The sequence below is a fragment of the Pseudoalteromonas sp. BZK2 genome (assembly GCF_014349195.1).
In the GTDB taxonomy this organism is placed as follows: Bacteria; Pseudomonadota; Gammaproteobacteria; order Enterobacterales; family Alteromonadaceae; genus Pseudoalteromonas; species Pseudoalteromonas simplex.
On sequence record NZ_JACSOG010000035.1, the window covers coordinates 16,328 to 42,637 of the forward strand.

Here is a 26,310-nt window from a genome sequence, read left to right on the forward strand (position 1 = left end):
TTTATAAAGTATCTAAGAAGTCTTTACCATCAACTACATTACCTTGAGCTAAGTCTCTTTTTGCGTTTTCAAAGCAATACTTAATATAGTCAACTTTCATAGCTTCTAATTCTTCATAATCCCTTATAGACATGACCACTACGGCGTCTTTGTTGTTTTTACTAATTTTAATAGGCTCACGTTGAGCGTTTAAAAGTAGTTCACCAAAATTACGTTTTGCATCATTTGCTGTTAGTGTATTCATGGCTGAGCTCTAAAATAAAGTGATAGGGGAATTATAGTAAAAAGCATGAAATGGTCAAAATAATTAAATCGCACGATTAGTTTGGGTTCTGTAGTTTTACTTACAAGGCACTGATTATATAAGGCACGTCACATACATAAGAGAATTATGAAATTTATATTAGATGACATAGTAATCGAGCATATTGAAAACTCTGATCCTATTTCAATAAAAGTAGGAAAGGTTGGCTGTAGCCATGGTTATATTGACTTAGAAGTAAATATGCTATCTATCTCTCAAGCAAATGAAGCACTTACAACAGGTGGAAAGCCAAAAAGCTTAAAATTTGGTTCAGCCCTCAAAGGATGTAAGTTTAAATTTAGTAAGCAAGAGACAAAATTTTACACAGGTTCAATGCTTTGGTGGTGTTTGCCACTAAGCTTTCGCTGGGAACCTCTTTATTGCTATGAAATAAAAGAGGTTTTTAGAATGATTCACTATTTTAAAGCATTATAAAGCGAGTATTTTAAACGCGAATCGTAGCTGTTAACTTAGTTCTGCGTAAGTGTATATTTACTGAGCTTTATAGTGGGAACAATAATTGTATCGATACTATTACAAACGTTATTTATCCCACCTTTATGATTTGTCGAAGTGCCTCTGAGTATAGCCTTTGCGATTGTTGGTACTGTCATCGGAATTAAGGTAGGTACTCTGGATAGCAAGGAAGCCAAAGGGCCCTGAACTTGTTTTTTCTTCTAAAAAGTCAAAAAATTAAGAACTTAATTTAAAGGTGGAATAAAGATGATTAAGAAACTGATAGTTATATTTTTCTTTTTGTTTCTTCCCATAATCGGTATTTTGCTACATGTGTTTACGCAGTTTCTACATCTTTCTCAATGGGAGATTATAAACATCATCGTTTCTGTAATTTTTTCAGTGCTTTTTGTTATGAAGCAGTATTTGTTATCGAAAACGTTAGGAGCATTACTGGTTACTTCAATAGTCTCTAAAAATGCATACTTACTACTTGAATCTTCAGATGAAATTACAACAGCTATTATGCAAGTAGGTTTCGTTATAGTTTATCAAGCTGCACTGGGCTTACTCGCTTTGTACTTTCTTCATAAGAAAACTAATTTGTAAAGTTGTCAGGTCTTGCTTTCTGCTTTATAAGGCAAAAAACAAGACTTGACCCTCATAACAGTAATTTCAATAAAAAAGGAGCTAGGAAAAAGCACCATATTGATGGTTCAACGACATTTACTAGAAAAGATGGAGAATTCAAAATAGAGTTGAACGGGAAAACTTTAACATACGGAAAAAATTAGAGTTATGAATTTAAGCGATTCAGAACAACAAGTTCAAAATTTGTTGAACTTAGGTTCTAAGCAATTTGAAAAGGCAAAGAAAGATATTAAAGCTATCGGGGTTGAGTGTTTGGAATTAGAAGAAGATCAATTTTCAATATATGACGAAGTCCTATTCTATTCTGAAGTTATCGAAGGTGTAGCCTATAAATACTCTAAACAGACTATTTCCGGACGCTCTGAAAAGTTACTTAAACTACAAAAGTTAACACTATTTGAAAATACTGATTTTAAATCTTGGTTTTCAAAATATCATCTAAAGTACCATGAGTACGCCATGTATTTGCTGGTATTAGAGAGCTTAAGAAAGCTAATAGTATCTGACCTTGAGCTCGAAAGTGACTATAAATAATCTTGGTTCGTTTGCCGCTCAAAAGGGTCACCCATCAGAAAACTCCGGCCAAGCAGGCAGCTGTGTTTTTTTGATCTTTAGTTCAAAATCAGATGAACCTGTATGCTTATGTGGGGAATGACCCTATTAATCTGACTGATCCGACAGGAGAGTATGCAGTATGGGGAGCTGCAATCGCAGCGGCTTTAGATGTAGTTACCCAAGGAGTTATGATAGCCGCAGGTCAGCAAGAAAGCTTTGATGGAGGCTCCGTATTAGTCTCTGCTGCTGGTTTTGCTGGAGTTGGGATAGCAAACCAAGTATCTAAGCTTGGTAAAGCTGGACAGGTGCTTGGTAACATAGCTGCTGATGCGTCTATTAGCGCTGGTAGTACAGCGCTTAAAGGTGGAGACGTAACATTGACAGGTGTTGCTATTGATGTTGTTGCGGGGCAAACCGCTGGCAAAGCGGCTGGGAACTATGCTTCAAATAAGGTGGCAAACTCTGCTGGGCAAAAATTAAATGCTTAATCTGCGAATAGACTTCAAAGAATTGCAAATAAACCCGGAGCTAGAAATGCTCAAATAAATAGAGCAAATGCAGCGCAACAAGCTGTCCAAAATGCTCCAATCGAAGCTGGGGCGGCAGCTAGTGTTGCTGGTTCTAATGCTGCATCATCAACAGCGAAGACAATATGCAATTCAAACGGAGGTAAGTGTTAATTTGGAAAAGAAGCTATTAACTTTTGAGCGTCTAATATTGTCGCTCAAGTCTGACAAATTGCAGTTATGCGTATATATCGGATTATATGTAGGGTTGTTTGTTATTTTATATTTAGAAAATGGCATCAGAATAGCCATATTGGGTTCTTTAGTTCCCCTAACTATTGGTGTAAATAGTTTACTAGTGATGGATCTGAAACATATTGCTAGTGATTTTTCATTTAAGAAGTTTTCTAATATAACTTTAGTCACCTTGGTTCTAGTAACAAATGGGCTTATTTTGTGGTTCGCGTGGCCTAACTGGATTTTGGTTTTAATGCCTTGGCTGATACCGCTAGTATTAAAGATTGGAATTGACGGTTATCTTAAATTTAAATCGTAAATTATAATTTTTGAATCCAAAGCCTCGCTAGTCGGAGCTAGGATTCAACCAAACTAGCAATACTTGCTCTCAATCCAAAGCCAGCAGAATCTGGTTTTGTTTTTTTGGTTCAATGAAAACGGTCGTTTGGTGTCAAATTCAATTGGGTGATTTGCTCAGGCGAAAATCCGTGCCGAAGAAGTTGGAAATCTCTCATCTGAAAAAATGAAGGGGTCAAGTCTTGCTTTTTGCCCTTGGTAAGTCTTGCTTTATCACTACAAAGCACGGGTTTACCACCCTGAATTAGGGCGTTTTATGCAGACTGTTCCCATTGGATATAAAGATGAGATGAATATGTATGTGTATGTAGGTAATTGGTGAGGTAGTAGTTTTAGATAGACATGAGCAAAGTGGCAATAATGAGACTTATCACGGTCATGTACAAAGTACTATCACAGATCAGAAAACAAGAAATGCGGATTCAAAACTACCAAATGTTGTGGTGAACAAAAAAGGGAAATGGAAAGTTAAAAAGAGAAACTAAAATGAATGAAAAGTTTGTGAATACATTATCAATACTGCATAAAACGGCATCTGTTGTTGAGGCAACTAACTTCTTAAATGAAGGAGTTAGTGCAGACATTAAAGCGCAAGGGGGTATTACACCGCTGCACTTTAATGAAAATTATAAAGTCTTGAAACTTCTTATTGATAGAGGAGCTGATGTCGATGCTTCAAGGGATGATGGACAGACTCCACTTCATATACAAAATGATTCTAAAATTGTTCAACTGTTGATCGACAATGGTGCAAACGTTAATGCGTTAAATATGTATGGTGATACTCCTTTGCATTTATCGGAAACTTTGGAAAAAGTGAAGCTTTTAGTATCAAATGGGGCGGATATTAACATTTTGAATGAAGATAATGAGCTACCTGACGATTGTTATGGTGAAGACATGGAAAGTCAAAATATGATTAACTTTCTAGTAAGTATGCGAGATTAATGTGTTCGTTGAATCCAAAGCCTCGCTAGTCGGGGCTAGGATTCAACTATCGAGATCAAATAAACGTTGCTCTCAATCCAAACCCAGCGGAAGCTGGGTTTGTTTTTTTGGTTCAATGAAAATAGTCGATTGGTGCCAAATTCAAAAGAATAAAGGGGTCAGGTCTTGCTTTTTGCTTCCTACAAAGTCAAAAAACAAGCGCAACTCTTAATAATCATTACTACCCTTTATTAGAACAGCCAGCTCTTAAAATATTAAATAGCTGGCAGTCATCTCAAGCCTAACAGTTATTGCTTTACCTGAACTTCTACTTCTTGCCCGGTTTGCAACTGCTCGGCGCCGCGTACTGCGACTTTATCGCCCGCATTTAAAGTGATGTTTGAAGTCGGGGTGACTTCAACCAGTTTGTCTTTACCATTACCGACTTTTACGGGAATTTGCAGGGCTTTGTTGTCGTTGTCGATTTTGACGATATGGGTGCCTTTTTTGCGTAAAATCAGCGCATCGCGATTCACCAGTAGTACATCCCCTTTGCTTTTTAGTGGCACGGTTACATCAACCAGTTGGCCAATTGCCCATGTTTGCTCGGCATCATTTGCTAGTAGGGCACGCACTTCTACGGTTTGTGAACGCGGATCGGTTGATGGGATCACCGCTGTTACGGTGGCTGTTGTCATATCAGGGGCTGATAAGTCGCCGGCTTGAATCGGTAACTCTATGCCTTTGTGTAAAAACTTTAAGTATTTAACAGGCACGTACAGTCTTACTTCTAGGTTATTAATATCGAGCAGGGTGACCAGTTCATCAGCACGATTTATTTCGCGACCAGCGCGTTTAAAACGCTCGCTGATCACGCCGTCAAATGGGGCGCGAACGGTTGCACGCGAAAGCTGATCGTCTATTACTTTTAATTCAACCTTAGCCAGTGCGATATCAGATAACGCAAGGTCATGCTTATTTTGCATATCATCGACTTGGCTTGCTGCAGCACTGCTGGCTTTGGCGAGTTTTTGTAAACGAGCGAGCTCTTGTTGATATAAGCGTAGGTTTATTTTGGCGCGATTGAGCATTTCTTGCTGGCGTGCTTTTTCCAGTTCAAGCGGTAAGGTGTCCATACGAACTAGGGTGTCGCCACTTTTCACCAGAGTACCTGGCTCAACAACATATAATAAACGCCCGCTAACGCCTGCTGTTAGGGTTACATCGTCTTTGCCATACAAAGTGCCGCTGACTTCAATTTCGCTTGTCAGTGGAGCTTGTGTGACGGTTTCTACCGTAACCGGTACGACTGCAAAGGCGTTAAATGCGATAAGACTGAATAGCGCACAAAAGCGAGCGGTTAATTTACGAAAAGGTGTGTTCATTGTTTTAATACTCATTGATTCGATACCAAGCTTAAAGGCGTTTTTTCTGGTTGCTGTTTGTTATTAGCGGGCGGCAGTTGTCTGCCAAGTTGCAATAAACTTGGCATTAATATCAGGGTAAATAGGGCACTAATGGCCATGCCACCGACGATCACAGTGGCAAGGCCACGGTAAATTTCTGATCCTACCCCCGGCATTAGCATCAAAGGCAGCATGCCAAATAAGCTGGTTAAGGTACTTAAGTAAACGGGTCTTGCGCGCAGCAGCACTGCTTGGCGAACGGCGTCTTCTCGACTGAGCCCAGCGGCCATTGCGACACGGGTTTGGTCAACCAATAAAATGGCATTATTTACCACCAGACCCAGCAAGATAATAAAGCCAATCATGGTCAGTAAGTCGAGTGATTGGAAGGTAAATAAGTTAAGTACGAATAGGGCCAGGACACCGCCTGCAATTGCCAATGGCATGACCAGTAAAACTAACGCGCTGTCTTTGGCTGACTTAAACAATGCGGTCATTAGCAAGAATAAAATAAACAGAGCCAAGATAAAGTTGATTGTCATTTCTTGCATGGCCGAATTCATCTTTTGTGCGTTCCCCGCCAAAATCGCACCAGAGCTGTCAGGCAAGCTTGCACGAACTTTTGGCATAACTTGCTCAGAGAGAATAGTTTGCGCTTGTTGCAAGCTCATGTCTGCTGGTGGCGTGACAACAATACTCACGGTACGGCGGCCATTAACACGTCTAAGCTGGGTTGGTCCTACGGTGCGTTCAATATTGGCAAGCTCGCCTAAAGTTTGAATACCTGATTGTGGGGTCACAATGGGCAGTGCTTTAAGCTCCTCTGGAGTTTGCCACGGTATGCCGCGCAAAATCACGTTCATGCGTTCGTTGCCATCAAAGTATTCATTAACAAATAACCCGCCTGTATAGGCTTGCACTGCTTGAGATACATCACGACGAGTTAGCCCTGCTTGGGTTATACGGCGGTCATTGGGTGTGAGCCTAAGCTCTGGCTCTGCCATATCGAGTCGTGGTTGTGGCCTTGCGGTGGCATTCGGCATTGCGTCGGTGACAGCTTGCAGCGCCACATTAGCACCGGCGATTAGCTCGTCCATATTAGGACCCGTTAAATCGATATTGATATTGCGACCATCACCGCCATTAGCAACTTGGATCATCGACCCTCGAAAGAAGAATACTTGGGTGTCGGGTAAATCAATGAAGATTTCTTCTCGGGCTACCTTCATTAATTCTTCAACACGTTGCGGATCAGCAGAATAAATAAAGCCACCAGCATTCGAACCAAAAGCATAAAAGTTAAAATCTTTTATCCCCGGCTCTTTTTCACCTGTGTAATAAGGCATTAAGCGCTTTTTGATGCGCATCAGCAGCTCTTCTTCCATAAACTGCACATTGCCGCCAGGCGGGGTATTCAAGTTAAAGAAAAAGCCATCGGTTGGTGCGCGTGGCATAAAATCAGTTTTCGGGAGCATGGTCATGGTCGCGACGAGTGAGCCACCTAATAAGGCTGTTATCCACACTATTTGTTTAACGCGGGTATTGGTTAGCGCCATGATGAAGTTAGTTAGCTTATGCCAATATTTACTATAAGGATCCGCTTTGAGCTCTTTGTCTGGCCAAAAGTGGTTAGCTAACGGGATTAGTGTAATTGCGCAAATCATAGAGGCAATTACAGCAATAGATAAGGTGAGCGCCAAGTCAGAGAATAACTGCCCCTCAATACCTGCCATAAATAAAATTGGCAAGAAGATAGCAACGCTGGTGGTGGTTGAGGCAAATAAAGCGCCTGTTACTTGAGCTGCACCTTTTAGCGCGGCTTTTTTACTATCAAAGCCTTCGCTTCTGAGCCTTGCGATATTTTCTTGCACTATGATGGCGGCATCAAGTACTAAGCCAACAGCAAAGGCAAGACCCGCCAGTGAAATAACATTTAAGCTGCGGTCAAAAATATTCAACGTTAAAAACGCGACTAACAAAGAGACAGGAATCGTCGCTGCAATCACAAACGTGGCCTTTAAACCTCTAAAGAACAGCCACAAGATTAAACACGACAGCAAAACACCTAGGCCTAAGTTACTTTTAACCAAGGACAAGGCATTACGAATATGCACTGAGGCATCAAAACTTAATTCAATCGATAAGCCATTCTCAGCCAGCGGCCCTTCGTTTAGCTCTTTAATGGCAAGGTTAATTTCGTCGAGTAGGGCAACGGTATTGGCTTCGTTAGCGCGCGAAATACGAATGTAATACGCAGGTTTACCATTTCGACCACTCATTCCTAAACGGTCAGAAAAAGTGCGCTCTACACTTGCGATATCGCCAAGGTAAATAGGTCTATCGCCTGAATAACCAACGCGCATTTGTGCCATGCTCGATAAATCATATTGCCCAGTAAAGCGCACGGTATATTGACGACGGCCAACATTGGCAAGGCCACCAGAGGTATCGCGTGAGCTGGCTAATACGTTACTGATTTGGTCAAGGCTGACGCCAAGAGCGGCGGCTTTGTGAGGGTCAAAGGTGATACGTAACTCTTTTGGTCGCTCACTGGCTAAATCAACGCGGGCAACACCAGGAATACGTGCCAAACGGGGCTCAACAAATTCATCGATTTGTTTTTGGAACTGCGCCATGTCTAAATCAAGGCTGTCGCTATTAAAATCTTTCGGGGTGACCAGTAACGTTGCAGCGGCTTCGCCATTATTACCGCCAGCAAATACCACAGGATCAAATGCATCTAACGGCAAAGGCGGCGCTTGGTTAAGGCTAGTTAACACATCAAGCATGGCCTGTTGCATGTTTTGCCCAACAGCAAAAGTCAACGTGATAGAACCATTACCACGGTTAATGTAAGTATTAACCTCTAGCGCACCCGGGGTGTTTTTTACTGCGTTCTCGAGCGGCTCAATGATCACCGATTCAATCTCTTCAGGTGCAGCTTGGCGCCAGCCAGAGAAAATAGTGATCTGCGGTTGCTCGATATCTGGTGTGAGCTGAATTGGCAGCTTAAAAATACTCAACATGCCAAACAACATAATCAACACCAAGATGACAATAACACTCGCAGGGTTTTTCAGCGAACTACGTGTCAGGTTCATTGTGTGTGTTCCAAAATCAGTTTGTGTGCATTGTAGTGCGATGTAAAAAAAGTGCCAGTGAGGTAAATGAAATGTATGTCAGAAGTAACGCTGAATAGCCGTTAATTCGCGATAAAGTGTGTATTTGAAATAAGATGTAACAATTTAGCTGAGGCGCTTTAAGTTAAAAGCCTTAAGTCCTAAGTTTTAAGCTCTAAGTACAAAAAAGCGCGAAACTAGTTAGCATCGCGCTTCTTATATCTAAAATTTAAAGCTGACGGCTTAAAGCTCCGCTTTATTATTCATCAATCGAGCGAAGTAGGGCGTTAATACCTACTTTTTCGCGAGTTTGCTGATCCACTTTTTTCACGATGATGGCAGCATATAGGCTGTGCGAACCATCTTTTGACGGTAAAGAACCTGGAACGACAACTGCACCAGCTGGTACTCGGCCGTAATGGATTTCGCCAGTTTCACGGTCATAGATGCGTGTGCTTTGGCTGATATAAACGCCCATCGAGATAACGGCGCCTTCTTCAACTACAACGCCTTCAACAATTTCAGAACGTGCGCCAATGAAGCAGTTGTCTTCAATAATAGTTGGGTTAGCTTGTAGTGGCTCAAGTACACCACCAATGCCTACACCGCCAGATAAGTGAACGTTTTTACCAATTTGTGCACATGAGCCAACCGTTGCCCATGTATCAACCATGGTACCTTCATCAACGTAGGCGCCAATGTTGACATAAGATGGCATAAGCACCACGTTTTTACCTACGAAGCTGCCTTTACGTGCCACAGCATTAGGCACAACACGCATGCCGCCTTGTTGGAATTGCTCTGGTGTATAGTCGCTAAATTTAAGGGGTACTTTGTCGTAAAACTGATTAACACCATCGCTCATTGGTTGGTTATCACGAATACGGAAAGACAGTAGCACCGCTTTTTTCAACCATTGATGTACAACCCACTCACCACTGATTTTTTCAGCAACACGCGCAGCACCGCTATCAAGTAATTCAAGCGCGTCGATAATTGCTTGTTTAATTTCACTTGATACTGTGCTTGGGCTGATGCTATCGCGGTTGTCCCAGGCGTTTTCGATCATGGTTTTTAAATCTAACATAAGATCCTCTTATTCGGTTTCTGCGTTGAGTTTTTTACGCAATGCTTGATGAATTTTAGCCTGTTCTTCGTCTGTTAATGCTTGGTATTCGTTATTTGATACCACGAAGAAATCTTCTGCACGCTCACCAACAGTGGTGATCCGCGCGGCATGAATATGTAATAAGTGCGCTTGAAATACTTCCGCAATTTTTGTTAATAGACCCGGAATATCCACCGCCTGAATTTCAATTAAACTGCGGTCTTTACGGGCATGCGGTCTAAGCACAATTTTTGGCTTGATATTAAAGTCTTTAAAGCGCTGAGAGCGATTCTTTTTAAGGCGAATTTTCTTTTTCGGGTCGCTAATTGCAAGATCTAAAGCACGTTTAATGCCTTGCGAACGGTTACTCGCAATCGGGTCACCATTGACCTCTAAAATAACAAAGCTAAATAGCACGTAGCCATCTTTTGTGGTCAGTACCTGCGCATGTTGAATTTGCGCTTTTTTCGAACCAATCACACTAACTAAACGTGAGAATAAACTGCCCGAGTAAGGGCTATAAGCAAATACTTGTGTACCACCATGCATTGCGGTGTTAGACACGGCAACGCTAGGCTGGCTTAAATCGTCACAGCTTAGTAGGTGCTCTGTGTGCCACGAAATCTGTTGCTCGCTAAAAGCAGTAAAATAATTGGCTTTAAAGCGACTCCAAATTAAGTCGATTTGATCTTCGTTACAACCGTGGTTCAGTAAGCGCTGTTTGGCTTGCTGTTTTTTATCACGTATTTGGTCACGTTGGTCCATTGGGTTTTCAAGCCCTAAACGAAGCGCTCGCTGGGTGTGTAAATACAGCTCACGTAGTAGGGTATTTTTCCAATCGTTCCACAGGTTATCGTTAGTTGCGCGAATATCGGCTAACGTTAAGCAGTACAAGTAATCAAGCTGACGCTCATTTTTCACTTTACTTGCAAAGTCTTTAATCACATCTGGGTCATTAATATCTTTGCGCTGCGCTGTAACCGACATAAGTAAGTGATTAGCCACTAACCACGAAATAAGCTTGCCATCTGAGGCTGGGAAGCGGTGTAGCTTAGCAAACGCGATTGCATCAACTGAGCCAAGCTCAGAGTGATCGCCACCACGGCCTTTAGCAATATCATGGAAAATACCGGCTAAATAAAGTAACTCAGGCTTGTCCATGCGAGTGACAATTTCACTACATAACGGAAATTCGCTGACTTTTGATTTATCAAAGTACTTATAAATATTGTTGATGAGTTTATGGGTATGTTCATCCACGGTGTAGGCATGGAATAAATCGAACTGCATTTGCCCAAAGATATTACGCCACTGAGGTAAGTAGGCAGCGATAATACCGTGCTTGTGCATCAGCGTAAATGCGCGCCCCATACCGTTAGGGTGTTTGATTAAACGCAAAAATGCTTCGCGACAGGCGGCGTAATCTTGTAAATCACCCAATAAACGACGGCGAACTTGGCGCATTGTACGTATGGTACTTGGGTAAATATGGGTGATTTCTGGGTTATCAGCAATATGCTCGAACAATACAAATAGCTGATCACGGCGGAAGAACACCGATGGATTCTTAACACGAATTTGATGACCAATACGCTCAAAGTTACGGTCAAGCTCAATCACAGGTAACTCACCAGCACCCGGTAAAATGCTTTGCTCAAAGTATGAAAGCAGCATTTGGTTAAGCTCACGTACGCGGCTCATAATCCTAAATAAGCGTTTCATCATGCGCTCGACCGAGGCTTTACCGTCACTACCAAAGCCTAGAATTTCTGCGGCATGAGGTTGATGATCGAACAATAAGCGGTTTTCAGAGCGACCCGCAGCGATGTGTAGCGCAAAACGAATGTTCCAAAGGTTTTCTAAACATTCAGACAGTTCTTGGTATTCTTCGTGAGTAAGATAGCCGTGATTTATAAGTTCTTGTAATGTTTCGGCTCTAAAGTGCTTTTTAGCAACCCAAATAATGGTCTGTAAGTCGCGCAGGCCACCTGGGTTTTCTTTGATGTTAGGTTCAAGGTTATAAGCTGTACCATGGCATTTTTTATGGCGTAAGCTTTGTTCTTGTACTTTGGCTAAAAAGAATTCGTCTGAGCGCCAAATAGGCGTATCTATTAGATGATTTTTTAATTTTTCGAATTCGATATGGTTACCGAAAATTAATCGGCTTTCGAGTAAGCTGGTGGCAAATGTCACATCTTCGCGTTTTTGTTCTAATGCTTGTTCTATAGTGCGAACGCTGTGACCAATTTCTAAATTAAGATCCCAAAGCATGGTAACGAACTGGCCAATTTTCTCGCAGACGGCTTCACTTGGCTGCTCGCTTACTAGCAACATAAAGTCGATATCGGAATAGGGGTGTAGTTCGCCACGACCATAACCACCCACAGCAATTAGGGCAAGATCACTTTCGTGAGCGAGGTCGTAATCGTGAAACAGTTTAATTAATAAGCGGTCGATAAACTCAGCGCGGGCATTAATTAAGTTGCTAACGGGTTGTTTTGAGAATTCGTTCTGTAGCCATTTATAAAAATAACTAGAACAGTCGCGATAATCGCTAAGTTGCTCAGCTTGGCTGAGCAACTTTTTTACTTTATTGGGTAATGCCACTGGGGCTGGCTCCTAGTGTTCGATGATCCTGTCAATAGTATCATCTGATCGGAGCGTTAAAATTTCAACACCATTTTCAGTCACTAACAGTGTATGTTCCCACTGTGCAGACAATGAACGGTCTTTTGTTACAACTGTCCAGTTGTCTTTAAGTAGCTTACATTGGCGTTTACCAGCATTAACCATAGGTTCGATTGTTAAGCACATACCTGCTTTTAATACTTCACCAGTACCTGCTTTACCATAGTGCATTACTTGAGGTTCTTCGTGGAACTCAGCACCAATACCGTGGCCACAGTATTCACGTACGATTGAATAGCTAAAGCCCTCTGCGTATTTTTGAATTGCAGCACCAATATCACCTAAGCGTACGCCTGGTTTTACCATTTTAATTGCAAGGTAAAGGCTTTCTTGGGTGATATCTGCAAGACGCTTGCCTTGAATGTTAGGCGTACCAACGTGGAACATCTTCGATGTATCACCGTGATAGCCATCTTTGATCACAGTCACGTCGATATTGACGCTATCGCCTTCTTTAAGTGGTTTGTCATTTGGAATACCGTGACAAATTACATGGTTCACTGAGGTGCAAATTGATTTTGGGAAACCGTGATAATTAAGCGGTGCTGGAATAGCATCTTGAACATTAACAATATAATCATGACAAATTGTGTTTAGTTCATCTGTGGTTACACCTGGCACCACATGCGGTTCTATCATTTCTAGTACCTCGGCGGCTAAGCGCCCGGCAACACGCATTTTTTCGATTTCTTCAGGGGTCTTGATCACAGCACTCATTGAGGCTCCAAAGTTGTTTTTCAGGTCATTTTTTAGTGCACAAATTTTGCACTAGACGTTGAGTTTTCAATTTTAATATGGTATAAAGCGCGCCGTCTTTTTACAAATAAATTCTTAACTGATTTTTTGTATTTAAGGCAAACACAATTTTATTTTAACACACACACGTATCGTCACATACACTTGGGTGCACTTAAGTTACAAATTAACTACGGTGTTGGTGCTATGGGATATGTGGAGGCCTAACCCTAAATTATAGAGGATTATACAAATGGCAAACGTTTCAATGCGCGATATGCTTCAAGCTGGTGTTCACTTTGGTCACCAGGCACGTTACTGGAACCCTAAGATGAAGCCTTTCATCTTCGGCGCTCGTAACCGTGTTCATATCATCAACCTAGAGCAAACTGTACCAATGTTCAACGAAGCACTTAAGTTCTTATCGAACGCAGCTTCTAACAAAGGTAAAGTACTTTTCGTTGGTACTAAGCGCGCAGCAAGCGAAGCAGTTAAAGAAGCCGCTCTTCAAAGCGAGCAGTTCTACGTAAACCACCGTTGGTTAGGTGGTATGTTGACTAACTGGAAAACAGTTCGTCAATCAATCAAGCGTCTTAAAGACCTTGAAGCGCAAAGCCAAGACGGTACTTTCGAGAAATTAACTAAGAAAGAAGCGTTAATGCTTACTCGTGAAATGGAAAAGCTTGAAAAGAGCCTTGGTGGTATCAAAGACATGGGCGGTCTTCCTGACGCGCTTTTCGTTATCGATGCAGACCACGAGCACATCGCTATCCGTGAAGCTAACAACCTAGGTATCCCAGTTGTTGCTATCGTTGATACTAACTCTAACCCAGACGGTGTTGATTACATCGTACCTGGTAACGACGATGCGATCCGTGCTATCCAACTTTACACTGGCGCTGTATCAGCTGCGATCACTGAAGGTCGTGAGAACAACATCGTTGCTCAAGCTGAGAAAGACGACTTCGTAGAAGCTGAGTAATTAGCTGTCATCAAGTCTTCATCTAATTAAGATGAAGACTTGTTATTCTTGTTAAGCGGCCTATACCGCTTCCCTATAACAGAATTCAATTGAGGATATTCTAATGGCTGTAACTGCTGCCCTAGTTAAAGAATTACGCGAGCGTACTGGCGCTGGCATGATGGATTGTAAAAAAGCGTTAACTGAAACTAACGGTGACATCGAGTTAGCGATCGAAAACATGCGTAAGAGCGGTGCTGCAAAGGCTGCTAAAAAAGCAGGTAACATCGCTGCTGAAGGTACAATCTTAATCAAAGAAGGTAACGGTTTCGCTGCACTTCTTGAAGTTAACTGTCAAACTGACTTCGTTGCTAAAGACGCTAATTTCCTTGGTTTCGCTAACCAAGTTCTTGACGCTGCTGCAGAATCTAAAGCAGACATCGAAGCACTTAAAGCACAATTCGAAGAAACTCGTGTTGCTCTAGTTGCTAAAATCGGTGAAAACATCAACGTTCGTCGCGTTGAGTACATCGACGGTGACAAGCTTTCTTCTTACCGCCACGGCGACCGTATCGGTGTTGTTGTAGTTGGTGAAGCTGACGAAGAAACACTTAAGCAAGTTGCTATGCACGTAGCTGCGTCTAAGCCTGAGTTCGTAAACCCAGAAGATGTACCAGCTGACGTTGTTGAAAAAGAAAAAGCAGTTCAAATCGATATCGCGATGAACGAAGGCAAGCCTGCTGAAATCGCTGAGAAAATGGTTATCGGTCGTATGAAGAAATTCACTGGTGAGATCTCTCTTACTGGTCAAGCTTTCATCATGGAACCTAAAAAATCAGTTGGCGAAATTCTTAAAGAGAAAGGCGCAACTGTTACTAACTTCATCCGTTTAGAAGTTGGTGAAGGTATCGAGCGTAAAGAAGAAGACTTCGCTGCTGAAGTAGCTGCTCAAATCGCTGCTGCAAAAGGCGAGTAATTTTCTAACTTAGTGACGTAGGGCAATAAGATGAAATTAATCTGCTATTAGCTTTTGCGTCACTGATGAAAATTCTTTAAAATAACCGCGTTTTATGTGTAACCATAGCGCGGTTATTTTTTATCTCATTACTAAGGCTGGCCCAAATATTATGACTATCAATCGTAAACCTATTTTTAGACGTGTTCTTCTTAAACTTAGCGGTGAAGCATTAATGGGAGACGAAGGCTTCGGCATCGACCCAAAAGTACTTGACCGTATGGCTCAAGAAATTAAAGAACTTGTAGAGCTCGACGTAGAAGTAGGTTTAGTTATCGGTGGCGGTAACTTCTTGCGTGGTGGTTCATTGGCAGAAGCGGGTATGAACCGCGTAGTTGGCGACCACATGGGTATGCTTGCCACTGTAATGAATGGTTTGGCAATGCGCGATGCACTGCACCGTGCATTTGTAAATTGTCGTTTAATGTCTGCTATCCCACTGAACGGTGTGTGTGATGCTTACAACTGGGCAGAAGCTATCAGCCTATTAAAATCTGGCCGCGTTGTAATTTTCTCAGCGGGTACAGGTAACCCATTCTTCACGACTGACTCAGCAGCGTGTTTACGTGGTATTGAAATTGAAGCAGATACTGTAATCAAAGCGACTAAAGTGGATGGTGTTTACTCTGATGATCCAGTGAAAAACCCAGACGCTACACTATATCGCCACTTAAGCTACAATGAAATCATTGAAAAAGAGCTTAAGGTTATGGATTTAGCTGCATTTACGCTGGCGCGTGACCACAACATGCCATTAAGCGTATTTAACATGAATAAATCAGGCGCGCTTAAGCGTGTTATTATGGGCGAAGATGAAGGAACGCTTATCTCTTCACAAGCCTCAGACGAAACTAGCAAATAGATTAGGATTGAACCGTGATTAACGATATCAAAAAAGATGCGTCAGAACGTATGCAAAAAAGTGTTGCGGCACTAGGCAGTCAATTATCTAAAATTCGCACAGGCCGTGCGCACCCAGCATTACTTGACGGTATTCAAGTGTCTTACTACGGTGCTGACACGCCATTAAACCAAGTTGCTAACGTAACAATTGAAGACTCTCGTACACTTGCAATTAGCGTGTTCGATAAGTCATTAGCGCAAGCAGTAGAAAAAGCGATCATGGCTTCAGATTTAGGTTTAAACCCAATGTCTGCAGGTACTGTTATTCGTGTTCCACTTCCTCCACTTACAGAAGAGCGTCGTAAAGACCTTATCAAAATCGTACGTGGCGAAGTTGAAAGCGGTCGTGTTGCTGTACGTAACATCCGTCGTGATGCAAATGGCGATATTAAGAGCTTATTGAAAGAAAAAGATATTTCTGAAGATGAAGCACGTCAAGCAGAAGACGAGATCCAAAAGCTTACTGATAAGTTCATCAAAGAGATGGACGCACAACTAGCTGCAAAAGAAGCTGAGTTAATGGAAATCTAATCGCTGCTGTTTATCTTTCAGACACTGATTCTGTAAGTAAACAGGCGTAACTAAATTTATTAGTTTTGAAACGCCGTCTAGGGTATACTAGACGGCGTTTTTTTATGGAATACTCGATATTTATGGTTCTTAACGCTGATAAAATTTCCCAGCAAAGTTTGCCTAAGCATGTCGCTATAATCATGGATGGCAACGGACGTTGGGCACAAGCGAAAAATCGCCCACGTGTTTATGGGCACAAAAAGGGCGTTGATGCGGTTCGTCAATCAGTGCAATTTTGTACTCGCTTAGGTATACAGTCGTTAACACTATTCGCATTTAGTAGCGAAAATTGGCGACGTCCAGAAGACGAAGTAAATACGCTCATGGAGCTATTTTTATTTGTACTGGGCAAAGAAGTTAAAAAACTTCATAAAAATAATGTAAAGCTAAACATAATTGGTGATTTATCACGCTTTTCAGAAGGTTTGCGCAATAAAGTTGATGCAGCCCATGAATTAACTCGTAATAATACGGGTCTACAGTTAAACGTGGCAGCTAATTATGGTGGACGTTGGGATATTACTAACGCCGCAACAACGCTTGCGAAAAAAGTCGCAGCCGGTGAAATGGCCGCAGAAGATATTACTGAAGAGCTAATGGCTGAACAAATGCGTATGGCCGACCAAGGTGAGCTTGATTTAATGATCCGCACCGGTGGAGATTTACGCATCAGTAACTTCCTTTTATGGCAAGCGGCTTATGCTGAGCTTTACTTTACCGATACGCTTTGGCCAGACTTCAATGAAGCTGCATTTGCTGACGCTATCGCATGTTACGTTGCCAGAGAGCGACGATTTGGTTGTACAGGCGAACAAATAAAACAATTACTCGCCGAGACCTAATTACTAGTTGAAGGTACACACATTGCTAAAACAACGAATTTTAACCTCGCTCGTGTTGGCACCACTTGCACTTATTTTGGTTTTTTATACCCCATTAACACTATTTAGTTATATCGCCGCTGGTATTGTTTTGCTCGGTGCGTGGGAATGGTCTGCATTTATGGGCCTATGCGATAAAGTTAAACGCTTTGGATTTGTAGCAGCAACGGCTGCATTTTTGGCATTACTCAACTGGCATTGGCCCATTGAATCACTTTGGCAAAATGGTCAATTAGTGGGTGATGCAAACTATCTATTTACCTTGTCATTTGCATGGTGGATTGTGGCAACTTACTTAGTTTGGCGCTACCCAGCAATGGCAAAGGCTTGGAATGAAGGCATTGTAATGCGTGCCATTGCAGGCTTTTTAACCTTAGTGCCACTTTGGCTTGCACTAAATACACTACGTAGCGCAGGGTATGGCGAATCTACTCACTTTGGTTCAATGTTAATTTTAGTTGTACTTGGTATTGTGTGGAGCGCAGATATTGGTGCTTATTTTACCGGTAAAAATTTAGGTAAACGTAAACTAATGCCAAAGGTAAGTCCTAATAAAACGATTGAAGGTTTATTAGGTGGTGTAGTGGCTTCGGTTGTTTTTGTTTTAGCATTTTGCCACTTCACTAATGTTGATATGAGTGTTTGGCCAATCTATGCTGTGATGACTGCATTTATTGCGTTATTTTCAGCGGTGGGCGATTTACTCGAAAGTATGTTTAAACGTGAGGTTGGTTTGAAAGACAGCGGTTCGTGTTTACCAGGTCACGGTGGTATTTTAGACCGTATCGATAGCTTAACAGCAGCTGCGCCAATCTTTGTACTTTGTTACGCGTGGACACTGAGTTTATGAGCAAAGTAGAGCAACTTGTCGTACTGGGCGCAACTGGTTCAATCGGTTTAAGCACCTTAGATGTTGTTTCTAGAAACCCAGAGCGCTTTGCGATTTTTGCATTAGCAGCGGGTAAAAATGCTGGAAAAATGGCTGAACTGTGTATCGCACATCAGCCTAAATTTGCTGTTATGGCTGACCAACACGCTGCCAAAGCCCTTCAACACTTACTCGCGAACAGCATGTGTAAAACTGAAGTGCTAGCGGGTATTGAAGCGATGAGTGAACTTGCTGCTCACGTTGATGTTGATGCAGTGATGTCGGCGATAGTAGGTGCAGCAGGTCTGTTACCGACTTTAAGTGCAGTTGAAGCTGGCAAAAAGGTCTTGCTCGCTAATAAAGAGTCGCTCGTTATGTCAGGTCAGTTGTTTATTGATAAAGTAAAACAACATGGCGCCACTTTACTGCCTATCGACAGCGAACATAATGCGATTTTCCAATGTATGCCAGCATCGCTACAGAATGCATCAGGCCTACTTGCTGATAATGGTGTAAGCAAAATCTTGCTTACAGGTTCTGGCGGTCCTTTCTTAAAGCGTGATTTAGCGACATTATCATCAGTGACTGTTGCTGAGGCAGTGGCACATCCAAACTGGTCAATGGGACAAAAGATTTCTGTTGATTCAGCCACTATGATGAATAAAGGCCTAGAGTTTATAGAAGCCAAGTGGCTGTTTAACTGCTGTGCCAGTGATATTGAAGTGGTGATCCACCCACAAAGTATTATTCACTCTATGGTGCAATATCAAGATGGCTCAGTGCTTGCGCAAATGGGCAATCCAGATATGCGCACACCAATTGCTCATGCTTTAGCTTTTCCTGAGCGTGTCGATGCGGGTGTAAAACCGCTCGATTTTTCACAAATGGCAGATTTTACTTTCACTAAACCAGATTATGCTCGTTACCCTAATTTAAAACTTGCCATTGATGCGTGTGAAATGGGGCAAGGTGCAACCACCACAGTAAATGCGGCGAATGAAATTGCCGTTGCTGCCTTTTTAAATGGTCAAATCGGCTTTACAGATATTTATCGAATTAACGCTGAAACGCTCAACGCAACACAAAACATCAACGTGCAAACTCTCGATGAGATTTTAGCTTGCGACCAAGCTGCACGTGTAAAAGCGACTGAGTTTGTAAAAAGAGGCATCAACTAGCATGTTTGATTTTTTCTGGAATCTTGGCTCATTTATTCTCGCCTTAGGTATTTTAGTGACTGTGCATGAATATGGTCATTTCTGGGTTGCGCGAAAAGCGGGCGTGAAAGTGCTACGTTTTTCAATTGGCTTTGGTAAGCCGTTGATCAAGTGGTACGACAAACAGCAAACCGAATATGTGATTGCTGCAATCCCACTAGGTGGTTATGTCAAAATGCTTGATGAGCGTGTTGACGAAGTGCCGCCAGAGCAGCGTCATTTATCATTTAATGCTAAATCAGTAAAAGCACGTATTGCGATTGTGGCTGCAGGCCCGATGGCAAACTTTTTATTCGCTATTTTTGCACTTGCTGTGATGTATATGGTGGGTGTGCAGTCATTAAAACCTGTGGTGGGTGAGGTGACTCAAGGCAGCCGTGCCGCTGCTGCTAATATTGAGCCAAACCAGCAAATTATTAAAATTGGTGAAGACGACATTAACACTTGGCAAGATGCCACATTCTCGCTTATGAGTCGCTTAGGTGAGCAAAGTGTTGTGGTAACGCTTCGTGATCAAAATTATCAAAAACATGTGCGTACTCTTAATTTAGATGGTTGGAAACTAGACCAACAAGACGTACCACCATTAACCTCGATAGGTATTGTACCGTTTCGCCCTAAAGCACTTTTAGAAGTGGCCATGATCAGTAAAGGCTCGGCGGCAGAAGCTGCAGGTTTAGAGGTTAACGACAAAATACTTGCTGTAAATGGTGAAAATATCAGCAGTTGGAGCAAGTTAGTTTCATTAATTCAGCAATCACCTAACAAATCCTTACAATTTAGTGTACAAAGGCAAGATAGTATAAAAGAACTGACGGTAACGCCACAAAGCAGAACCAATGATGCAGGCGTTGCTCAAGGATTTTTAGGCGTGTCTCCGGTGGTCGAGCCATGGCCAGAAAACTATATTGAAACTAGACATTATGGCCCCGTCGATAGTATTGTGCTGGGCATACAAGAAACATGGCGTTTAATTACCCTTAGTTTTGACATGATTGGTAATTTAATTACCGGTCAGGTGTCGGTTAAAAATTTAAGTGGCCCGGTGGGCATTGCAGTTGGCGCGGGAACTAGCGTAAGCTATGGCTTGGTTGCATTTTTAAGCTTTTTAGCATTAATTAGTGTAAACCTTGGCGTATTTAACTTATTACCGCTGCCAGTGCTAGATGGTGGGCACTTAATGTATTACATAATTGAACTTTTTCGCAAAAAGCCGGTCTCTGAAAAGACGCAAGAATTTGGTTTTAAAGTGGGGGCCTTGCTGCTTCTGTTTTTAACATGTTTCGCTTTGTTCAATGATGTATCGCGTTTATAACAAGTAAGCGAAAAATTCCAATTTGAACACGATTGTAAAACACCAAAAGTTTATTTAATAAGGTGTTGAGCGGTAATACAGTTGTAAAGGATAAAGATAACAAAATGGCTATAAAAAAACATTTGGCAGTTTCAAGTTTATTAGGCGCTAGCTTTGCAGCCCTAGGCCAAAACTCCTTTATTGTAGAAGATTTAAAAGTTGAAGGTTTACAGCGTGTTGCACTTGGTGCTGCGTTAACGCATATTCCGATCAATGTGGGCGATAATATTGATGAGTACACAATTTCAAGAACCATAAAGGCTCTCTATCGTTCTGGTCACTTTGACAATATTAAAGCATTACGTGATGGCAACAGTGTTATCTTCCGAGTGACTGAGCGCCCAACGATCAGTATGATCGAATTTGATGGCAATAAAGATATCAAAGATGAGCAGCTAAATGAGTCGCTAGACCAGCAGGATATCCGTACTGGTGAGCCGCTTGATAAAACAGTTCTTGATAACATTGAAAAAGGTCTAGTTGAATTCTTCCACAGTATTGGTAAGTACAATGCAAAGGTGGAAGTTAGTATCACAAAGTTACCTCGAAACCGTGTAAAACTATTATTTGAATTTGATGAAGGTGATGCTGCATCAATTCGTCAAATCAACCTCGTTGGTAACGAACTTTTCTCTGATGAAGAGCTACTTAAATTAGCTGAGTCACAGCAAGATTTGCCGTGGTGGAAGTTCATGTCGAGCGACCGTTATCAAAAGCAAACCATTGAAGGCGATTTAGAGAAAATTCGCAGTTACTACCTAGACCGTGGCTACTTGCGCTTTAATATCGATTCAACACAAGTATCTGTAAGCCCTGAGCGTGACTCTGTTTATGTAACAGCAAATATCACCGAAGGCGTTAAATACAAAGTGAAAGGCTTTGACTTTATTGGTGACTTGTTAGGCCGTGAAGAACTCATCAGAAGTGTTATCCCGCTGAAAACAGGTGAGCTTTATAATGGCTCCGTTGTGACCTCTTCAGAAGAGTTTATCAAAAGCTACTTAGCGCGTTTTGGTTATGCTAATGCTGAAGTGCGTACCATCCCAGAAATTGATGATGAAAATAAAGAAGTTCAATTAACGCTATCGGTTAATCCGGGTAAGCGTGTTTATGTTCGTCGTATCATTGTGGGTGGTAACCAAAATACCTCTGATGAAGTAGTGCGCCGTGAAATGACACAGCTTGAAGGTGCGTGGTTGTCCAATCAAAGCCTTGAGCGCTCTAAACTGCAAATTCAGCGTTTACCCTACATGGAAAGCGTTGATTTTAATGTGGTGCCAGTACCAGGTGTAGATGACCAAGTTGATGTAGATTTTACTGTGAAAGAACAATCTGCAGGTAGCTTTAACGCAGGCCTTGCCTATGGTTCTTACTTAGGTCTGCAATTTAACATTGGTGTCAGTGAATCAAACTTCTTAGGGACCGGTAACCAAATTGGTTTCAACATCAATACCTCACGTGGTTCTGAGCGTATTAGTGTGTCTTATACTGACCCTTACTTTACGCCTGATGGTGTATCGCAAGGTAGTAGCATTTTCTACAGTAACTACGATGCGAGTAAGTTTAGCCTAATCGACTATAAATCGAAGAGCTATGGTATTGGTACTAACATTGGTTTCCCAATCGATGCAGTAAACCGTATTAACTTTGGTGTTCGTTGGGTACAAGAAGAACTGTCAGATATTGCTGAGTACGAGCAAACACGTGTTATTCGTGAAACCTTCTTAGATCCAGATAACCCAGATGCAGGTTTTGACTTTACTAAGTACGAGCTAAGTGCAGGTTGGTCACGCGTTACTGTAAACCGTGGTTTATTTCCAACAGCAGGTTCGCGTCAATCTCTTAACTTAACTGCGACAACGCCAAACTCTGATTTACAGTACTTTAAGCTAAATTATGATTCGCGTTTCTACTGGCCAATCAGTAATGACCACCGCTGGGTGTTCTCAACGCGTGCGGCACTTGGTTATGGTAATGGCTATGGTACAACCAATGGTTATGACCAAACACTGCCATTCCAAGAGTTCTTCAGAATTACTGAAATGGAACTACGTGGCTTTGACCGTAATACGATTTTACCACGTGCTGTATCACGTGTTCCGCAAAGCATTCCTGGTACACCATTACCTGATGGTACGACAACAGGTAGCATTGGTGGTGCATCAGAGTTTGACCAGCTTTACACAGCAGGCCGAATTGGTGGTAACGCCAAAGCGGTCGCAGGGATGGAGCTTATTGTTCCAACACCTTTCTTAGATGAAGAAAACACTAGCTCTGTACGTACCAGCTTCTTCGTAGATGCAGCAAACGTATGGGATACAGAGTTTAATATTGACCGTTATCAAAACCTGTCAACAGATGAGCGTGCTAAATTGGATGACTATGCAGATCCGATGCGCTTTAGGGTTTCAACCGGTCTTTCTCTACAATGGATCTCTCCTATGGGTCCAATGCTGATCAGTTTTGCGTATCCATTGCAAAAAGAAGAAGATGACGATACGAAGACCATCAGCTTTAACATTAGTAATACATTCTAAAGGAGTTTTTTCGTGAATAAATCAATTAAATCAACAGCTTTTGCACTACTTGCTACTTTATCTATGGGCCTATCTACTAACGCATTTGCCCACAAAGTAGGTATTGTTGATATGCAAGAAATCTACAAACAAATCCCACAAATGGCGAAAGTAGAGCAAACTTTAGAAGCTGAATTCTCTGAGCGTCGTCAAGAACTAGAAAAACTTCAAGGTGATATTCGTTTTGAAGCTGAAAAGTTCAAGCGTGAAGCGACAACGATGAGCGACAAGCAAAAAGAAGAATTACGCACTAAGATTCAAGGTATGCAGCAGCAACTTGCTGAAAAAGGCCGTCCTTTAGAGCAAGAAATCAAAATGCGTCAAAACCAAGAACTAGCTAAAGTTCAAAAGCTAATCTTAAATGCAATCGAAGAAGTAGCGAAAGCTGGCAAATTCGATGAAGTTAAAGTTAAAGAAACAACGATTTATGTAAACCCTAAAACTGTCGATGACTTATCAAGCAAAGTTGTTGAAAAAGTAAGTAAGCAATAGAAATCATATATGCAAAACTACACGCTTTCGCAGATAGCGGATCTTCTGGGCGCTGACCTTCAAGGTAACGGCGCTACAGAGATTAAAAAAATATCTACACTTGCAAATGCCCAACATGGGCATATTGCATTTTTAGCGAACAAGAAATATCGCTCGCAATTAGATGATACTCAAGCAAGTGCGGTGATTTTATCATCAGCAGACGCTGAGTACTTTTCGGGTAATAAGCTCATTGTTGCTAACCCTTATGTTTGTTACGCCAAGCTTGCTCAGCTAATGGACACCACACCGCGCTCAGCAGTGACGGGTATTCACCCTAGTGCAGTCATTCATGATTCAGCTTCGATTGGTAATAATGTCGCGATCGCCGCCAATGTGGTGATTGAAGCGGGTGCTGTTATTGCTGACAATGTACAGATTGGCTCAGGCTGTTTTATTGGTGAGCATGCAAAAATTGGTCAAAGCACTAAGCTTTGGGCAAATGTAAGCATTTACCATGAAGTTGAGATTGGCAGCGACTGTTTATTCCAAGCGAATACAGTCGTGGGCAGCGATGGTTTTGGTTACGCTAATGAGCGTGGGGAATGGGTGAAAATACCGCAACTTGGCCGAGTAATCATCGGTGATAAGGTTGAGGTAGGCGCGTCTACTACGATTGACCGTGGTGCATTAGACGATACGATCATCCATAGTAATGTAATTATCGATAATCAATGTCAAATAGCGCATAATGTCGAGATCGGCTCAGGCACAGCGGTTGCCGGTTGCACGGTTTTTGCCGGAAGCGTCGAGATCGGTAGGAATTGTCAGATTGGTGGTATGGTTGCAATTAATGGTCACCTTAGCGTATGCGATGGTGCTATAATCACCGGCATGAGTATGGTGACGAAAGCAATCACAGAGCCTGGAATCTATTCATCAGGATTACCTCATCAAACTAATAAAGAATGGCGCCGAAGTATTGCCCACATCCGCAATCTTGGCGATATGAAAGACCGCATTAAAGCTCTTGAGTCACTGACTAAGTCACTCAATATTGAAGACAAATAAGGATGCTATTTTGGCAAATGAATTAAATAGTCTTGATATCCAAGATATTTTAAGTTTACTTCCGCATCGTTACCCGATGCTACTTGTTGACCGTGTTCTAGATTACACGCCAGGCGAGTCGTTACATGCGATTAAAAATGTAACAGTGAACGAACCTATTTTTACGGGTCATTTTCCTAATCAACCTATCTTTCCAGGTGTGTTGATTTTAGAAGCAATGGCCCAAGCAACTGGCTTACTTGGCTTTAAGACAGTTGAAAATCGTAGCGATAACGAACTATATTTATTCGCTGCGATTGATAATGCGCGATTTAAACAGCCAGTATTACCTGGCGATACTATGCATTTACATGTAGAGTTTTTAAAAGAGCGCCGCAATATATGGAAGTTTGCAGCAGAAGCAAAAGTTGACGGCAAAGTAGTGTGTACTGCCGAAATCATGTGTGCGAGAAGAGAGTTTTAATAGTGATCCATCCTACGGCGATAATCGAACCAGGTGCAAAACTTGGAAATAACGTATCAGTTGGCCCTTATAGCTACATCGGTAACGATGTTACTATTGGTGATAACTGTATCATCGAATCTCATGTGGTTGTAAAAGGCCCATCGACGATTGGTTCTGGTAACCATATTTTCCAATTTGCTTCGGTCGGTGAAGCGTGCCAAGACAAAAAGTACGCGAATGAGCCTACAACCTTGATCATTGGTGACAACAACGTGATCCGTGAGTGTGCGACCATTCACCGTGGTACGATTCAAGACCAAGGTGTAACAAAAATTGGTAGCAACAACTTATTTATGGCTTACACACACGTTGCGCATGATGCAGTAGTGGGTGATAACGTTATTTTTGCTAATAATGCCTCTGTTGCTGGCCACGTACACGTAGGTGACTGGGTGATCCTTGCTGGTAATTCAGGTGTTCACCAGTTCTGTAAAATTGGTTCACATGCCTTTGTTGGTATGTACTCAGGTGTTAATAAAGATGTGCCACCATTTGTAACGACCATTGGCACGCCGGCAGGCCCTGTAGCAATCAATACTGAAGGCATGAAACGCCGTGGTTTTGAAAGCGATGAAATCATGGCAACACGCCGTGCATATAAAACGCTTTACCGTAAGAGTTTAGGTGTTGAAGAAGCAATCGCTGAGCTAAGTGAAGATGCTGCGAAGTATCCAGCTGTTCAGTTGATGATAGACTTCGTGAAAAGCTCTGAGCGCGGAATTATTCGCTAATCAAAAGCTAATTACTAAAAGCCACCGTAAGGTGGCTTTTTTGTTTTCGGCCCTAAACCACCTACTTCAGTAGGTGGTTATCATCATTTAGGCTTTGCCTGAAAAAATACTCATGTTAATTCCTTACTTGATTTT

Annotated in this window: 26 protein-coding genes; 20 read left to right on the forward strand and 6 right to left on the reverse strand. The window is 42.0% G+C overall.

Features of this window, described 5'->3' with window-relative positions:
* Position 1: 1 nt before the first annotated feature.
* Positions 2-244 (reverse strand): type II toxin-antitoxin system Phd/YefM family antitoxin, encoded by a 243-nt coding sequence (locus BIZ38_RS17765; protein ID WP_187490893.1) that lies wholly within the window; start codon positions 242-244, stop codon positions 2-4.
* A 147-nt stretch (positions 245-391) separates the two neighbouring features.
* On the opposite strand from BIZ38_RS17765, the gene BIZ38_RS17770 reads away from it, so the two are divergent.
* The 7 genes from BIZ38_RS17770 to BIZ38_RS17800 all read left to right on the forward strand — a co-directional run bounded on the left by BIZ38_RS17770 (position 392) and on the right by BIZ38_RS17800 (position 4,014).
* Positions 392-739 carry a hypothetical protein gene (locus BIZ38_RS17770; RefSeq protein WP_187490894.1) on the forward strand — a complete coding sequence of 116 codons (348 nt, stop codon included), beginning with the start codon at positions 392-394 and terminating at the stop codon, positions 737-739.
* Between the two features lie 288 nt (positions 740-1,027).
* Positions 1,028-1,369, forward strand: coding sequence for a hypothetical protein (locus tag BIZ38_RS17775; protein ID WP_166341570.1), 342 nt, complete (start codon positions 1,028-1,030; stop codon positions 1,367-1,369).
* Positions 1,370-1,558: 189 nt separating this feature from the next.
* The gene (locus BIZ38_RS17780) at positions 1,559-1,945 is read left to right on the forward strand and encodes a hypothetical protein (protein WP_166341568.1); all 387 of its coding nucleotides are present in this window, start codon (positions 1,559-1,561) and stop codon (positions 1,943-1,945) included.
* 92 nt (positions 1,946-2,037) lie between these two features.
* Positions 2,038-2,454 (forward strand): hypothetical protein, encoded by a 417-nt coding sequence (locus tag BIZ38_RS17785; protein WP_166341566.1) that lies wholly within the window; start codon positions 2,038-2,040, stop codon positions 2,452-2,454.
* A gap of 91 nt (positions 2,455-2,545) precedes the next feature.
* Entirely contained in the window at positions 2,546-3,028 is a 483-nt protein-coding gene (locus BIZ38_RS17790) for a hypothetical protein (protein ID WP_166341564.1), read from the forward strand.
* Positions 3,029-3,271: 243 nt separating this feature from the next.
* Positions 3,272-3,388: an RHS repeat-associated core domain-containing protein gene (locus tag BIZ38_RS22025; RefSeq protein WP_206004323.1), complete on the forward strand. Its 117-nt coding sequence runs from the start codon at positions 3,272-3,274 to the stop codon at positions 3,386-3,388.
* A gap of 164 nt (positions 3,389-3,552) precedes the next feature.
* Positions 3,553-4,014 (forward strand): ankyrin repeat domain-containing protein, encoded by a 462-nt coding sequence (locus tag BIZ38_RS17800; RefSeq protein WP_166341562.1) that lies wholly within the window; start codon positions 3,553-3,555, stop codon positions 4,012-4,014.
* Between the two features lie 287 nt (positions 4,015-4,301).
* Here the strand turns inward: BIZ38_RS17800 and BIZ38_RS17805 are convergent, their stop codons facing one another.
* The 5 genes from BIZ38_RS17805 to map all read right to left on the reverse strand — a co-directional run bounded on the left by BIZ38_RS17805 (position 4,302) and on the right by map (position 13,055).
* On the reverse strand, positions 4,302-5,378 hold the full coding sequence (locus BIZ38_RS17805) for an efflux RND transporter periplasmic adaptor subunit (protein WP_187490902.1): 1,077 nt from the start codon (positions 5,376-5,378) through the stop codon (positions 4,302-4,304).
* Between the two features lie 11 nt (positions 5,379-5,389).
* A complete protein-coding gene (locus tag BIZ38_RS17810; protein WP_187490895.1) occupies positions 5,390-8,500 on the reverse strand; it encodes an efflux RND transporter permease subunit in 3,111 nt (1,036 codons plus the stop codon).
* 277 nt (positions 8,501-8,777) lie between these two features.
* Positions 8,778-9,605, reverse strand: a complete 828-nt coding sequence (dapD, locus tag BIZ38_RS17815; RefSeq protein WP_187490896.1) for a 2,3,4,5-tetrahydropyridine-2,6-dicarboxylate N-succinyltransferase — start codon at positions 9,603-9,605, stop codon at positions 8,778-8,780.
* 9 nt (positions 9,606-9,614) lie between these two features.
* Positions 9,615-12,233 (reverse strand): [protein-PII] uridylyltransferase, encoded by a 2,619-nt coding sequence (gene glnD, locus BIZ38_RS17820; protein WP_062566881.1) that lies wholly within the window; start codon positions 12,231-12,233, stop codon positions 9,615-9,617.
* A 12-nt stretch (positions 12,234-12,245) separates the two neighbouring features.
* Complete coding sequence (gene map, locus BIZ38_RS17825; protein WP_228482666.1) at positions 12,246-13,055, reverse strand: type I methionyl aminopeptidase; 810 nt, start codon at positions 13,053-13,055, stop codon at positions 12,246-12,248.
* Positions 13,056-13,302: 247 nt separating this feature from the next.
* On the opposite strand from map, the gene rpsB reads away from it, so the two are divergent.
* The 13 genes from rpsB to lpxA all read left to right on the forward strand — a co-directional run bounded on the left by rpsB (position 13,303) and on the right by lpxA (position 26,175).
* Complete coding sequence (gene rpsB, locus BIZ38_RS17830) at positions 13,303-14,031, forward strand: 30S ribosomal protein S2 (RefSeq protein ID WP_054553123.1); 729 nt, start codon at positions 13,303-13,305, stop codon at positions 14,029-14,031.
* 103 nt (positions 14,032-14,134) lie between these two features.
* Positions 14,135-14,986: a translation elongation factor Ts gene (tsf, locus tag BIZ38_RS17835; RefSeq protein WP_138599316.1), complete on the forward strand. Its 852-nt coding sequence runs from the start codon at positions 14,135-14,137 to the stop codon at positions 14,984-14,986.
* A gap of 151 nt (positions 14,987-15,137) precedes the next feature.
* Positions 15,138-15,887 carry a UMP kinase gene (gene pyrH, locus BIZ38_RS17840; RefSeq protein ID WP_138599317.1) on the forward strand — a complete coding sequence of 250 codons (750 nt, stop codon included), beginning with the start codon at positions 15,138-15,140 and terminating at the stop codon, positions 15,885-15,887.
* Positions 15,888-15,901: 14 nt separating this feature from the next.
* Positions 15,902-16,459, forward strand: a complete 558-nt coding sequence (gene frr / locus BIZ38_RS17845) for a ribosome recycling factor (protein WP_054553121.1) — start codon at positions 15,902-15,904, stop codon at positions 16,457-16,459.
* Positions 16,460-16,563: 104 nt separating this feature from the next.
* Positions 16,564-17,343: an isoprenyl transferase gene (locus BIZ38_RS17850; RefSeq protein WP_187490897.1), complete on the forward strand. Its 780-nt coding sequence runs from the start codon at positions 16,564-16,566 to the stop codon at positions 17,341-17,343.
* Positions 17,344-17,365: 22 nt separating this feature from the next.
* The gene (locus BIZ38_RS17855; protein WP_054553119.1) at positions 17,366-18,232 is read left to right on the forward strand and encodes a phosphatidate cytidylyltransferase; all 867 of its coding nucleotides are present in this window, start codon (positions 17,366-17,368) and stop codon (positions 18,230-18,232) included.
* Positions 18,229-19,428, forward strand: a complete 1,200-nt coding sequence (gene ispC / locus BIZ38_RS17860; protein WP_187490898.1) for a 1-deoxy-D-xylulose-5-phosphate reductoisomerase — start codon at positions 18,229-18,231, stop codon at positions 19,426-19,428. Before BIZ38_RS17855 ends, ispC begins: the two co-directional genes overlap by 4 nt.
* A 1-nt stretch (position 19,429) precedes the next feature.
* Complete coding sequence (rseP, locus tag BIZ38_RS17865) at positions 19,430-20,782, forward strand: sigma E protease regulator RseP (protein WP_187490899.1); 1,353 nt, start codon at positions 19,430-19,432, stop codon at positions 20,780-20,782.
* A 104-nt stretch (positions 20,783-20,886) separates the two neighbouring features.
* A complete protein-coding gene (bamA, locus tag BIZ38_RS17870; RefSeq protein WP_166341552.1) occupies positions 20,887-23,358 on the forward strand; it encodes an outer membrane protein assembly factor BamA in 2,472 nt (823 codons plus the stop codon).
* A 12-nt stretch (positions 23,359-23,370) separates the two neighbouring features.
* On the forward strand, positions 23,371-23,889 hold the full coding sequence (locus BIZ38_RS17875) for an OmpH family outer membrane protein (RefSeq protein ID WP_187490900.1): 519 nt from the start codon (positions 23,371-23,373) through the stop codon (positions 23,887-23,889).
* Between the two features lie 9 nt (positions 23,890-23,898).
* The gene (gene lpxD, locus BIZ38_RS17880; protein ID WP_187490901.1) at positions 23,899-24,939 is read left to right on the forward strand and encodes a UDP-3-O-(3-hydroxymyristoyl)glucosamine N-acyltransferase; all 1,041 of its coding nucleotides are present in this window, start codon (positions 23,899-23,901) and stop codon (positions 24,937-24,939) included.
* Between the two features lie 10 nt (positions 24,940-24,949).
* A complete protein-coding gene (gene fabZ / locus BIZ38_RS17885; protein ID WP_054553113.1) occupies positions 24,950-25,402 on the forward strand; it encodes a 3-hydroxyacyl-ACP dehydratase FabZ in 453 nt (150 codons plus the stop codon).
* A gap of 2 nt (positions 25,403-25,404) precedes the next feature.
* Positions 25,405-26,175, forward strand: a complete 771-nt coding sequence (lpxA, locus tag BIZ38_RS17890) for an acyl-ACP--UDP-N-acetylglucosamine O-acyltransferase (RefSeq protein WP_054553112.1) — start codon at positions 25,405-25,407, stop codon at positions 26,173-26,175.
* Positions 26,176-26,310 lie beyond the last annotated feature (135 nt).

What these genes read in the sequence shown, in the direction of transcription:
- BIZ38_RS17765 (WP_187490893.1), bottom strand. Translation starts at nt 244, where the DNA reads ATGAATACACTAACAGCAAATGATGCAAAACGTAATTTTGGTGAACTA.
- BIZ38_RS17770 (WP_187490894.1), top strand. Translation starts at nt 392, where the DNA reads ATGAAATTTATATTAGATGACATAGTAATCGAGCATATTGAAAACTCT.
- BIZ38_RS17775 (WP_166341570.1), top strand. Translation starts at nt 1,028, where the DNA reads ATGATTAAGAAACTGATAGTTATATTTTTCTTTTTGTTTCTTCCCATA.
- BIZ38_RS17780 (WP_166341568.1), top strand. Translation starts at nt 1,559, where the DNA reads ATGAATTTAAGCGATTCAGAACAACAAGTTCAAAATTTGTTGAACTTA.
- BIZ38_RS17785 (WP_166341566.1), top strand. Translation starts at nt 2,038, where the DNA reads ATGAACCTGTATGCTTATGTGGGGAATGACCCTATTAATCTGACTGAT.
- BIZ38_RS17790 (WP_166341564.1), top strand. Translation starts at nt 2,546, where the DNA reads ATGCTCCAATCGAAGCTGGGGCGGCAGCTAGTGTTGCTGGTTCTAATG.
- BIZ38_RS17800 (WP_166341562.1), top strand. Translation starts at nt 3,553, where the DNA reads ATGAATGAAAAGTTTGTGAATACATTATCAATACTGCATAAAACGGCA.
- BIZ38_RS17805 (WP_187490902.1), bottom strand. Translation starts at nt 5,378, where the DNA reads ATGAACACACCTTTTCGTAAATTAACCGCTCGCTTTTGTGCGCTATTC.
- BIZ38_RS17810 (WP_187490895.1), bottom strand. Translation starts at nt 8,500, where the DNA reads ATGAACCTGACACGTAGTTCGCTGAAAAACCCTGCGAGTGTTATTGTC.
- dapD (WP_187490896.1), bottom strand. Translation starts at nt 9,605, where the DNA reads ATGTTAGATTTAAAAACCATGATCGAAAACGCCTGGGACAACCGCGAT.
- rpsB (WP_054553123.1), top strand. Translation starts at nt 13,303, where the DNA reads ATGGCAAACGTTTCAATGCGCGATATGCTTCAAGCTGGTGTTCACTTT.
- tsf (WP_138599316.1), top strand. Translation starts at nt 14,135, where the DNA reads ATGGCTGTAACTGCTGCCCTAGTTAAAGAATTACGCGAGCGTACTGGC.
- pyrH (WP_138599317.1), top strand. Translation starts at nt 15,138, where the DNA reads ATGACTATCAATCGTAAACCTATTTTTAGACGTGTTCTTCTTAAACTT.
- BIZ38_RS17850 (WP_187490897.1), top strand. Translation starts at nt 16,564, where the DNA reads ATGGAATACTCGATATTTATGGTTCTTAACGCTGATAAAATTTCCCAG.
- ispC (WP_187490898.1), top strand. Translation starts at nt 18,229, where the DNA reads ATGAGCAAAGTAGAGCAACTTGTCGTACTGGGCGCAACTGGTTCAATC.
- rseP (WP_187490899.1), top strand. Translation starts at nt 19,430, where the DNA reads ATGTTTGATTTTTTCTGGAATCTTGGCTCATTTATTCTCGCCTTAGGT.
- bamA (WP_166341552.1), top strand. Translation starts at nt 20,887, where the DNA reads ATGGCTATAAAAAAACATTTGGCAGTTTCAAGTTTATTAGGCGCTAGC.
- lpxD (WP_187490901.1), top strand. Translation starts at nt 23,899, where the DNA reads ATGCAAAACTACACGCTTTCGCAGATAGCGGATCTTCTGGGCGCTGAC.